Origin of the sequence: Microbacterium sp. T2.11-28 (genome assembly GCF_950097975.1) — a bacterium.
Lineage (GTDB): Bacteria > Actinomycetota > Actinomycetes > Actinomycetales > Microbacteriaceae > Microbacterium.
The window spans coordinates 529,886-541,030 of sequence record NZ_CATNHF010000001.1 but is presented as its reverse complement, the minus strand read 5'-3'; the positions used below and the strand labels follow the sequence as shown (position 1 = coordinate 541,030).

9 protein-coding genes are annotated in these 11,145 nt (G+C 68.2%); 5 read left to right on the top strand and 4 right to left on the bottom strand.

The features are described 5' to 3' along the window. Positions 1 to 14: 14 nt before the first annotated feature. Positions 15 to 800: a CPBP family intramembrane glutamic endopeptidase gene (locus QQZ13_RS02685; RefSeq protein WP_284527576.1), complete on the bottom strand. Its 786-nt coding sequence runs from the start codon at positions 798 to 800 to the stop codon at positions 15 to 17. Between the two features lie 156 nt (positions 801 to 956). Between QQZ13_RS02685 and QQZ13_RS02680 the strand changes: the two genes are divergently transcribed. From QQZ13_RS02680 to QQZ13_RS02670, 3 genes are all read left to right on the top strand, one after another. Further along, a complete protein-coding gene (locus QQZ13_RS02680) occupies positions 957 to 2,828 on the top strand; it encodes an ABC transporter family substrate-binding protein (RefSeq protein WP_284527575.1) in 1,872 nt (623 codons plus the stop codon). A gap of 219 nt (positions 2,829 to 3,047) precedes the next feature. Further along, complete coding sequence (locus QQZ13_RS02675) at positions 3,048 to 4,583, top strand: ABC transporter permease (RefSeq protein ID WP_284527574.1); 1,536 nt, start codon at positions 3,048 to 3,050, stop codon at positions 4,581 to 4,583. A gap of 1 nt (position 4,584) precedes the next feature. Next, positions 4,585 to 5,763: an ABC transporter permease gene (locus tag QQZ13_RS02670; RefSeq protein WP_284527573.1), complete on the top strand. Its 1,179-nt coding sequence runs from the start codon at positions 4,585 to 4,587 to the stop codon at positions 5,761 to 5,763. Here QQZ13_RS02670 and QQZ13_RS02665 read toward each other — a convergent pair. Further along, positions 5,754 to 6,359 (bottom strand): PH domain-containing protein, encoded by a 606-nt coding sequence (locus tag QQZ13_RS02665; protein WP_284527572.1) that lies wholly within the window; start codon positions 6,357 to 6,359, stop codon positions 5,754 to 5,756. The genes QQZ13_RS02670 and QQZ13_RS02665 overlap by 10 nt on opposite strands. A 29-nt stretch (positions 6,360 to 6,388) precedes the next feature. On the opposite strand from QQZ13_RS02665, the gene QQZ13_RS02660 reads away from it, so the two are divergent. Next, positions 6,389 to 8,167: an ABC transporter ATP-binding protein gene (locus QQZ13_RS02660; protein WP_284527571.1), complete on the top strand. Its 1,779-nt coding sequence runs from the start codon at positions 6,389 to 6,391 to the stop codon at positions 8,165 to 8,167. A gap of 90 nt (positions 8,168 to 8,257) precedes the next feature. Further along, positions 8,258 to 10,168, top strand: a complete 1,911-nt coding sequence (gene typA / locus QQZ13_RS02655; RefSeq protein WP_284527570.1) for a translational GTPase TypA — start codon at positions 8,258 to 8,260, stop codon at positions 10,166 to 10,168. A 30-nt stretch (positions 10,169 to 10,198) separates the two neighbouring features. Here the strand turns inward: typA and QQZ13_RS02650 are convergent, their stop codons facing one another. Both QQZ13_RS02650 and QQZ13_RS02645 read right to left on the bottom strand, forming a co-directional pair. Next, complete coding sequence (locus QQZ13_RS02650; protein WP_284527569.1) at positions 10,199 to 10,540, bottom strand: DUF2200 domain-containing protein; 342 nt, start codon at positions 10,538 to 10,540, stop codon at positions 10,199 to 10,201. Positions 10,541 to 10,557: 17 nt separating this feature from the next. Continuing rightward, positions 10,558 to 11,106, bottom strand: a complete 549-nt coding sequence (locus QQZ13_RS02645; RefSeq protein WP_284527568.1) for a helix-turn-helix domain-containing protein — start codon at positions 11,104 to 11,106, stop codon at positions 10,558 to 10,560. Positions 11,107 to 11,145: the final 39 nt, after the last annotated feature.

Sequence of the window (11,145 nt, the reverse complement as noted above, 5' to 3'; positions counted from 1 at the left end):
GCGAGGCGACGAGGTCAGAACAGGGCGGGCCACCAGGCGGCGGCCAGGGGATAGCCGACGAAGGCGACGATGTCGATGAGCACGTGGGCGATCACGAGCGGCATGACGCGGCCCCAGCGGTGGTACACCCAGCCGAAGACGACGCCCATCGCGATGTTGCCCACGATCGCACCGAAGCCCTGATAGGCGTGGTAGGCGCCGCGCAGCGCCGCGGTGGACAGGATGATCGTCCACGTGCTCCAGCCGAGGCGGCGGAGGCGATCGAAGAGATAGCCGAGGAAGACGACCTCCTCCGTCAGACCCGCGCGCAGCGCCGCGAGCAGCAGCAGGGGGATCGTCCACCACGAGGGATCGAGGGGCGAGGCGTCGACCTGCACCGTGATGCCGAGGGCGCGTCCGCCGGCGTAGAGCGCCAGGCCCGGAATGCCGATGACCGCCACGAGCAGCACGCCGGCCCCGACGTCGCGGCCGAACATCCGGAAGTCGAGGCCGATCCGCCGGAACGCCGAGCGGCCGGGCTCCCAGAGGAAGTAGATCGCCAGCGCCACCGGCACGAGCGCGAAGAACTGCGCCAGGAACTGGTAGAGCACGTCCCAGAACTGCTGGGCGTCGGCGCCGGGGTTGAGGGAGGTCGACTGGTCGCCGAGCGCCTCTTCCCGCGTCAGCGCCTGGATCAGCGAGAGCACGGAGTACAGCGCCGAGCGGCCGACCGACAGCGCCAGCACGAGCGCGATCTCCCACCACAATCGCGCGCGTGCGTGAGCAGAACTGGGCGATATCGCGGCGTGTGTGTCGGTCACGTTGTCAGATTGTCACAGGCATGTTGATTTCAGTAAAGGATCTGTAACGGTTCCCCGAGTCGGTTTGTCCGGTGCCGGGCCCCGTGCTTATGGTGTGTCGTATCCGTGCCCAGGGCTGTTTCAGGCTGGGCGCATCACCTTTGCACAGGAGGAAATGTGAAGATCGCACGTCTTGCGGCGGGCGTGGGTGTCCTGGCAGTGGGGGCACTCGTGCTCTCCGGCTGCGGCAACCCGTACCAGTCGGACGTTCAGGAAGGCACCGAGATCTTCGTTGCCTACAACGAGGGCTTCATGGCCTTCAACTCGAGCAGCAGCGCGGGCAACAACACCGCCAACTCGAACGTGAAGTACATCACCGATTCGGCGTCGTCGTGGGGCTACTACGACAACACGCCGGAGTGGGTCCGCAACACGGACTTCGGTACGTACGACAAGACGAGCGACGACCCGCTGACGGTCAACTACAAGATCACCGCTGACGCGGTCTGGTCCGACGGTGTCCCGATCGACGAGGCCGACATGCTGATGGCCTGGGCCGCGCTCTCGGGCAACGTCGAGGGTGGCTGGGCTCCGGCCGCCACGACGGGCTACGCGCTGATCACCGAGACGCCGGAGACCGGCGACAAGGAGATCACGCTCAAGTACGACGAGCCCTACGTGGACTGGGAGCTCATCCAGCCGCTGACCGTCTCGGCGCACGGCACCTACGCGCTCGCCTACCCGGACGAGTACGCCGACGTCCAGGCCGCCTGGGACACCTACAAGTCCTCCGAGTCGGACGACGACTTCACCAAGTACACCGACGCGGCGAAGACCTTCGCCGAGGGTGCCAAGGAGAAGGTCATCGCGGCGATCACCGACGGCGACACCGAGGTCCTCACCGCCCTCGCGACGGCGTGGAACGACGACTACGTCTACACCGAGATGCCGGAGAGCCCCGCGGCGTTCCTGACCGCCGGTCAGTACAACCTGCTGGACACCAAGGAGGACGAGTACACCACCCTCGTCGCCAACCCGCTGTTCACGTGGGGCGAGTCGCCGCAGTACGAGAAGATCACGATCCGCGCGATCGCCGACTCGACCACGGCGCTGCAGGCCCTCCAGTCGGGTGAGCTCGACATCTGGACGGGTCAGCCGACGTCGGACATCCTCGAGCTCGCCAACGGCATCGAGACCGCTGAGGTGCAGACCGGTGTCCAGGCCTCGCACGAGCACGTCGACCTGACGTTCAACAACGGCGGTCCGTTCGACCCCGCCACCTACGGCGGCGACGAGGAGAAGGCCCTCAAGGTTCGCCAGGCGTTCCTGAAGACCATCCCGCGTCAGGAGATCGTCGACAAGATCATCAAGCCGCTGAACCCGGACGCCACCGTCCGCAACACGCACCTGGTGAGCGCGTCCGACACGGTCCGCTACCCGATCCTGTCCGAGGCCAACGGCTCCGCCGACTACGCCGAGGTCGACATCGAGGGCGCCAAGGCGCTCCTGGCCGAGGCCGGCGTGACCGGTGAGGTCGAGGTCGGCTTCTGGTACCCCGAGGGCAACGTCCGTCGTGGTCAGGAGTACGAGCTCATCGCCGCTTCGGCAGCGAAGGCGGGCTTCAAGCTCGTCGACGAGAGCGAGCCGAACTGGGTCTTCACCGACCCGTCGCAGGAGCCGATCAACCCGCACGACGCGACGATCTTCGCCTGGTCGCAGACCTCGCTCGCCGTGGGTGGCTCGGACCAGATCTACGCCTGCTACGACGACCCGATGGCCAAGGGCGGAAACTACAACGGCTTCTGCAACGAGGAGACCTCGGAGGCGCTGCGCACGCTCAACACGACGTCGGACGCCGACGCTCAGACGGAGCTGCTCAAGACGGCTGAGACCGGCATCTGGGCGGACGCCGCCTCGATCCCGCTGTACCAGTTCCCGGGCCTGCTCGTCTCGAGCGACCGCGTCACCGGTGTGAAGATCATGCCGCTGAGCCCCGACTACTTCTGGAACTTCTGGGAGTGGGCGCCGGCCGGCGCGGCATCGGAGTGATCCGAAGCTCCGGGTGGGCGGCCAGCGCCTCCCACCCGGAGCCTTCGCTCTGACTCTTGACTGTGGGTGCCGAGGTGACCCCTCGGCACCCACAGTCGTGTCGGCCCGCCGTCTCCTCCGTCCTGTCCTCGGCGCCGACGCGTAGTACTTTTGAGGCTTACCCGCCTCGTTGCGAATGGAAATACCCATGTCCTCAGCCACCCACCTGAGAGGCTGCACGTGCTGACCTTCATCCTGCGTCGGCTCGGCGCCATCCTGCTGGTCCTCCTCGTCGCCTCGTTCATCGTCTACACCCTGACGTCGATCGGGTCCGATCCGCTCCGCGAACTGCGCGGCAGCAACGCCCCGAACCGTGAAGAGCAGATCGCTCTGCGGATCGAGAAGCTCAACCTCAACTCTCCGGTCATCGTCCGCTATTTCCTGTGGCTCGGCGGCGCATCGAAGTGCCTCATCGGCCAGTGCGACCTCGGCGTCGCCTTCAGCCGCAGCGACCAGCCCGTCACCGCCGCTGTGGCCAACGCGGCGAACTCGACGATCCAGCTCGTCACCGCCGCGACGATCATCGCGATCATCGTCGGTCTCACGATCGGCATCCTGACGGCTCTGCGCCAGTACAGCGGCTTCGACTACACGGTCACCTTCATGACCTTCATCGTGTACTCGCTCCCGATCTTCTGGATCGCGGTGCTCCTCAAGGAGTTCGGCGCCATCCAGTTCAACCAGTTCCTCGCCGATCCCGACATCCCGATCACGGTGATGATCGTCAGCGGCCTGGTCGCCGGGTTCGTCTTCATGAGCATCCTCGGGGGAGGCGCAAGGAAGCGCCTCATCACCTTCGGCTCGGCGTTCCTCGTCACCGTCCTCCTGCTCGCGTTCCTGCAGATCACGGACTGGTTCGCCTCGCCGTCGATCGGCATCGTCGGCGTGATCCTCACCGGCGTCGGCGCAGCCGTCGGCGTCACCGCGATCTCGACGGGTCTCGCCAACCGCCGGACGCTCTACGCCGCGCTCATCGTCGTGGCGATCTGGGTCGCCGTGTACTTCCCGATCCAGTACCTGTTCTTCTTCGTGCCGCAGGGCTGGATGCTCATCCTCATGTACCTCGTGGCGATCGCCCTCGGCATCGGCGTCGGCTTCGTCGTCGGCGGCGACGGCAAGAAGGAGGCCGCCCGCACGGCGGCGATCGTGAGCTTCATCACCTTCTTCACGATGGTGGTGGACCGCACGATGCTCGTGTACGAGGACTACCTGCGGAAGATCCCGCAGTCCGGCGCGATCGCCACGATCGGCTCGCAGACCCCCAACCTGTCCGGGGACATGTGGTTCCAGATCATGGACGGCTTCACGCACCTGCTGCTGCCGACCATCGCCCTGTCCCTCGTGTCGATCGCCGCCTACACGCGGTACGCGCGCTCGAGCCTGCTCGAGGTCATGAACCAGGACTACGTCCGCACGGCGCGTGCCAAGGGCCTGAGCGAGCGGACGGTCATCGTCCGCCACGCGATGCGCAACGCCCTCATCCCGATCGCCACGATCATCGCCTTCGACATCGGCGCCCTGATCGGCGGTGCCGTCATCACCGAGACGATCTTCGCGTGGAAGGGCATGGGTTCCCTGTTCGTCGACGGCCTCGGGCACGGTGACGTGAACCTCGTCATGGGCTTCTTCCTCGTCACCGGCGTCCTCGCCGTCATCTTCAACCTCATCGCGGACCTGCTGTACTCCGCACTCGACCCCCGGATCCGGGTGAGCTGACATGTCGACCACACCACTTCCCACCGACGCCCCGCAGGACCGCGGGTCGGAGCAGTCCCTCGAGCAGAAGGCCCTCGCCGGTCTCAGTCAGGGCCAGCTCGTCCGCCGCAGGTTCTTCCGCCACAAGGGCGCGATGGTCGCCCTCGTCGTCCTCGTCCTGACGATCCTGCTGGCGTTCACGTCGGTCGGCACCGTCGTCGGCGGCACCGGCAGCCTCGAGGCGGGTCCGGACGGCGCGCTCCAGGTGAACGGCTTCCGCATCCCCGGCTGGTGGCCGCTCGACTGGTTCACGACCTACCCGGTCGTCAACGGCGGCATGCCGACCCTCAACATCTTCACGCTGACGATCGGCGAGCACCCGTTCGGGCAGGACACGCTCGGCAAGGACGTGTTCGCGCAGGTCATGCGCGGCACCCAGCAGTCGATCACGGTCATGTTCATCGTCGGGATCGTGTCGCTCGTCCTCGGCGTGCTTCTCGGCGCCCTGTCGGGCTTCTACCGCGGCTGGGTCGACGCGGTGATCATGCGCTTCACCGACGTCGTGATCATCATCCCGATCATCGTCATCGGTTCGATCATCGGAAAGCTGCTGGGCGGCTCCAGCGCCATCGTCTTCGGTCTCTTCCTGGGCATCCTCAGCTGGACAGGCCTCGCGCGACTGGTGCGCGGCGAGTTCCTCGCCCTGCGCGAGCGCGAGTTCGTCGACGCCGCACGCGTCGCCGGCGCGTCCAGCGGCCGCGTGATCTTCCGCCACATCCTGCCCAACGCCGTCGGCATCATCATCGTGAACACCACGCTGCTGATGAGTGCGGCCGTGCTGACGGAGGCGGCCCTCGCCTTCATCGGCTTCGGCATCAGCTACCCGGACGTCTCCCTCGGCCAGATCATCTCCGAGTACCGCGAGGCGTTCCGCACGCGTCCCTGGCTCTTCTGGTGGCCCGGCTTCTTCATCATCATCCTGGCGCTGTGCATCAACTTCATCGGCGACGGCCTGCGGGATGCGTTCGACCCGCGCCAGCAGTCGAAGGTCAGCAAGCGCAAGGCCGCCCGTGCCGTCGCCGCGATCCCGTCGGCCCAGGCGCCGATCTTCGTCGACGGCCCGACGAGTGCGAGCGACCCGGAGGGCGTGGCCTCGGACGATCCGAACGCCGCCGCCCGTGAGCGGGGCGATCAGCCGTGAGCGATCGCCTGCGACAGGCTGACCACCGCGGCGATCAGCAGCACCGCGGTGACGGCCAGGGGCAGCACGGCCCACGTCGACACGGTGCCGCCGGGCAGGCTCGCGCCGCCGGTGCGACGGTGCTGCTCGAGCGCGCGGATCACCAGTGCGGTCGCCTCGCCCGAGTGGGTGCCCTCGGCGTCCGACGGGCGGCGCGTCTCGCCGTCGCCGGGAGCGCGCGCGACATCGGCGCGGCGGGTCCCCAGGGCCTGGCGTGCGCCGGGCGCCGGAGCGGCCCACGCGCGGATCACCCGACGATCGGTCGTGGTGATGCTGAGCGCGTAGCGCGACTCGACGTCGAGGATGTCGCCCCACGGCACGCGATGCGTGCGGAGCGGATTGCGGATCTCGACGAAGCCGTCGGTGAGCGTGACGCTCGGACGGACGTACAGGAGCCACGCGAGCCAGCCGACGGCGATCACGGGCCAGCTCCACGCGAGCAGGCCCGCGACACCGTCGGTCACGACGATGGAGATCAGGATCGCCAGGCACAGGGCGATGGCGAGGACGGCGAGGATCACGCCGCCGCGCGGACGGAAGACAACCGGGTGGGGCATCTGCCCATCCTGACACGGGAGGCACAGCGATGACCGCGGCGAAGGATCCCCAGACGAACAACGTGAATCCCGAGACCGGCTCGATCGAGCACGGCCGCAATTCCCTGCGCACCTACGTGCCGGGCGCGAAGTACGACGGACCCGCGCTGGCCGTCAAGGATCTCAACGTCGAGTTCTGGGTCGGATCGAAGTGGGCCGCCGCCGCCAAGCACGTCACCTACGACCTGCACCCCGGCAAGGTGCTCGCGATCGTCGGCGAGTCCGGGTCCGGCAAGAGCACGAGCTCCATGGCGATCATGGGGCTGCTGCCCAAGAACGCGCGCGTGACGGGCAGTGCCCGACTCGCCGGTCACGAGCTCATCGGCACGTCGCCCGAGCAGCTGCGGAAGGTGCGCGGCGAAGGCATCGCGGCGATCTTCCAGGAGCCGATGACGGCGCTCAACCCCGTCTACACGATCGGGTTCCAGATCGCCGAGACGCTGCAGACGCACCGTCCGGGCATGACGCGCAAGCAGGCGAAGAACCGCGCGATCGAACTGCTCGGCCTCGTCGAGATGCCCGACCCCGAGAAGGCGCACAACTCCTACCCGCATCAGCTGTCGGGCGGTCAGCGGCAGCGCGCCATGATCGCGCAGTCGATCGCGCTCGACCCGCGCGTGCTCATCGCCGATGAGCCGACGACGGCGCTCGACGTCACGGTGCAGGCGGAGATCCTCGATCTCCTCCGCAACCTCCACCAGAAGCTCGACTCGGCCATCATCCTCATCACCCACGACATGGGTGTCGTCGCCGACATGGCCGACGACGTCATGGTGATGAAGGACGGCGACGTCGTCGAGCACGGTCCGGTCGCGCAGATCTTCGAGAACGCGCAGCACCCCTACACGCGGGCGCTCATGGCCTCCGTCCCGCACCTCGGTCTCGGTGAGGCGACTCCCGAGGAGGACCGCATCAGCGAGGACGCGACGGCGGCGCTCTTCCTCGACAACGTCTCGATCGAGTACCCCAAGCGCGGGCGCGTGCCGGCGTTCAAGGCCGTCGAAGCCGCGTCGCTGAAGATCCAGCCCGGCGAGGTCCTGGGCCTCGTGGGCGAATCCGGCTCCGGCAAGACGACCATCGCCCGCGCGATCGTGGGTCTCGTCCCGATCTCCGAGGGCACCCTGCGCGTGGCCGGTCAGGAGATGGTGGGCGTGGACGCCAAGCAGCTGCGCGCCGTCCGCCGCAAGCTCGGCATCGTGTTCCAGGACCCGGGGTCGTCGCTGAACCCGCGGTGGCCCGTGGGCGTCTCGATCGGCGAGCCTCTCGAGCTCGCCGAGTGGGAGCGCGGCAAGATCGGCAAGCGCGTCGAGGAGCTGCTCGACATGGTCGAGCTCCCGCGCGACTTCCGCAACCGCTATCCCCACGAGCTCTCCGGCGGTCAGCGCCAGCGCATCGGCATCGCGCGCGCTCTCGCGCTCGACCCCGAGGTCCTCGTCGCCGACGAGCCGACCAGCGCCCTCGACGTCTCCGTGCAGGCGCGTGTGCTGGAGCTCCTGCAGAACATCCAGAAGGAGAAGCAGTTCGCGACGCTGTTCGTCACGCACGACCTCGCCGTCGTCGACCTGCTCGCCGACCGCATCGCGGTGATGCAGCACGGGAAGATCGTCGAGCAGGGCTCGAAGGAGCAGATCCTCCGCAACCCGAAGGATCCGTACACGCAGCGCCTCATCGCGGCGGTTCCGGTGCCCGACCCGACCGAGCAGCGTGAGCGCCGCGAGGCCCGCGCCGCCCTCCTGGCGACCCAGGAGAAGTACCGCCCGGCGAGCTGAGGAACCCCCGAGGCCGCGCACGCGGCCGACGGCTTGTAGAATGGGATGCACCCGACTCCGGGTGCATCCCCTTCTTCTTTTAGGAATCTCATGGCGCGCGCCCTTCGTCCCGACCTCCGCAACGTCGCGATCGTCGCGCACGTCGACCACGGAAAGACGACGCTGGTCGACGCGATGCTCCGTCAGACGGGCTCCTTCGGCGAGCACGCGCACGTCGAGGAGCGGGCGATGGACTCCAACGACCTGGAGCGTGAGAAGGGCATCACGATCCTCGCCAAGAACACGGCGATCACCTACAACGGCGTCCACACCGACGTGCCCGTGACCATCAACGTCATCGACACCCCGGGCCACGCCGACTTCGGCGGCGAGGTGGAGCGCGGGCTGTCGATGGTCGACGGCGTCGTGCTGCTCGTCGACGCCAGCGAGGGTCCGCTGCCGCAGACCCGCTTCGTGCTGCGCAAGGCGCTCGAGGCGAAGCTGCCCGTCATCCTGCTCGTCAACAAGACCGACCGTCCCGACGCCCGGATCGCCGAGGTGGAGGAGGAGGCGCACGATCTGCTCCTCGGACTCGCCTCCGACCTCGTCGACGACGTGCCCGACCTCGATGTCGACGCGCTCCTCGACGTGCCGGTGGTCTACGCGTCCGGGCGCGCGGGCGCCGCGTCGCTCACCCGTCCCGACAACGGCTCGCTGCCCGACAACGACGACCTCGAGCCGCTGTTCGGCGCGATCCTCGAGCACGTGCCCGCACCGTCGTACGACGACGAGGCTCCGCTGCAGGCGTGGGTGACGAACCTCGACTCCTCGCCGTTCCTCGGCCGGCTCGCGCTGCTGCGCGTGTTCAACGGCACGCTCAAGAAGGGCCAGACCGTCGCCTGGGTGCGCCATGACGGCACCCACAGCAACGCCCGCATCACGGAGCTGCTGAAGACCCGGGCGCTCGAGCGCTACCCGGCCGAGTCGGCCGGCCCCGGCGACATCGTCGCCATCGCCGGCATCGAGGAGATCACCATCGGCGAGACGATCGCCGACCCGGAGGACGTCCGTCCGCTCCCGGCCATCACGGTCGACGACCCGGCCATCTCGATGACGATCGGCACCAACACCTCGCCGCTGGTCGGCAAGGTCAAGGGCCACAAGCTGACCGCCCGCATGGTCAAGGACCGTCTGGACCGCGAGCTCATCGGCAACGTGTCGCTGAAGGTCGTCGACATCGGGCGCCCCGATGCGTGGGAGGTCCAGGGCCGCGGCGAGCTCGCCCTCGCCATCCTGGTCGAGAACATGCGCCGCGAGGGCTTCGAGCTCACGGTCGGCAAGCCCCAGGTGGTCACCAAGAAGGTCGACGGCAAGACCTACGAGCCGTTCGAGCACCTGACGATCGACGCGCCGGAGGAGTACCTGGGCGCGATCACGCAGCTGCTGGCCGCCCGCAAGGGCCGCATGGAGACGATGACCAACCACGGCACCGGCTGGGTGCGCATGGAGTTCGTCGTGCCCTCGCGCGGCCTCATCGGCTTCCGCACCGAGTTCCTCACGACCACCCGCGGCACCGGCATCGCCAACGCCATCTCGCACGGCTACGAGCCGTGGGCGGGTCACATCTCCACGCGCCAGAACGGCTCGATCGTGGCCGACCGCTCCGGCGTGGTCACGCCGTTCGCGATCATCGCGCTCCAGGAGCGCATGTCGTTCTTCGTGCAGCCCACCGAAGAGGTCTACGAGGGCATGGTGATCGGCGAGAACTCGCGCGCCGACGACATGGACGTGAACATCACCAAGGAGAAGAAGCTCACCAACATGCGCTCTTCGACCTCGGACTCGTTCGAGTCGATGACGCCGCCGCGCACCCTGTCGCTGGAGGAGTCGCTGGAGTTCGCCCGCGACGACGAATGCGTCGAGGTGACGCCCGAGAAGGTGCGCATCCGCAAGGTCGTGCTCGACGCGACCGAGCGCGGCCGCGCCACGGCTCGCCTGAAGCGCCAGGACGCCAACGCCTGAGTCCGCCCGGACACGCGCGAGGCGTGCGGCTCAGTGACGGAGGATCTTCTCCATCGCCTTGCCGCGGGCCAGCTCGTCGACGAGCTTGTCGAGATAGCGGACCTTCCGCATGAACGGGTCGTCGATCTCCTCGACGCGCACGCCGCAGATCACCCCGGTGATGAGCGAGGCGTCGGGGTTGAGGTCGGCGTCGTCGAAGAATGCCGGGAAAGTCGTCTGGGCGTCCAGGTGACGCTGCAGGTCCGCCGGGCCGAACCCGGTGAGCCACTCGATGATCTCGTCGACCTCGGCCTTCGTGCGCCCCTTCCGTTCCGCCTTCTGGACGTACAGCGGGTAGACCGCGGCAAAGGCCATGCGCTCGATCCTGCTCATGCTGGCAGGGTACCGGGTCACCGGACCTCGGACACCAGGACGGCCGAGGTGCCCTCCTCGAGCGCCTCGAAGACGTGCGGCTCGTCTCCGGGGTAGCGGAGGTAGTCGCCCGGATCCAGCGTGAAGGCGCCGTCTGCCGGCCCGACGAGGGCGCGCCCGGTGACCAGGACGACATGCTCGGTGGTCCCCGCCGAGTGGGGGAGTGAACGCCGGGGCTCGCCCGGCTCGGCGCGCAGCAGGTACAGGTCGCTGCGCGCGTGGGGCGCACCGGCGGCGAGCAGCAGCGCCTCGTACGGCGACTCGGCGGAGCGGATGCCGGACCGATCGGCGGCGCGGATGAGCTGCGGCCCGTCGCGACGCTCTTCGACGAAGACCGAGAACGGCACCTCGAGCGCGGTCGCGATCGCCCACAGGGTCTCGACGCTGGGATTGCCGCTGCCGGATTCGAGCTGCGAGACGGTGGCCTTGGAGACGCCGGCGCGCCGGGCGAGCTCCGAGAGCGCCAGCCCGGCCCGCTCGCGCTCGCGCCGCAGCGTCTGCGCGATGCGAGGTCCGAGGGTGTCCATGAGTTCAGTATGACAAACAGTCGGTCAGTTTGACGAACA

Bases quoted from the DNA above. Each gene is read 5' to 3' on its own strand.
- QQZ13_RS02665 (WP_284527572.1), bottom strand. From the start codon at position 6,359: ATGCCCCACCCGGTTGTCTTCCGTCCGCGCGGCGGCGTGATCCTCGCC.
- QQZ13_RS02660 (WP_284527571.1), top strand. From the start codon at position 6,389: ATGACCGCGGCGAAGGATCCCCAGACGAACAACGTGAATCCCGAGACC.
- QQZ13_RS02670 (WP_284527573.1), top strand. From the start codon at position 4,585: ATGTCGACCACACCACTTCCCACCGACGCCCCGCAGGACCGCGGGTCG.
- QQZ13_RS02650 (WP_284527569.1), bottom strand. From the start codon at position 10,540: ATGAGCAGGATCGAGCGCATGGCCTTTGCCGCGGTCTACCCGCTGTAC.
- QQZ13_RS02645 (WP_284527568.1), bottom strand. From the start codon at position 11,106: ATGGACACCCTCGGACCTCGCATCGCGCAGACGCTGCGGCGCGAGCGC.
- typA (WP_284527570.1), top strand. From the start codon at position 8,258: ATGGCGCGCGCCCTTCGTCCCGACCTCCGCAACGTCGCGATCGTCGCG.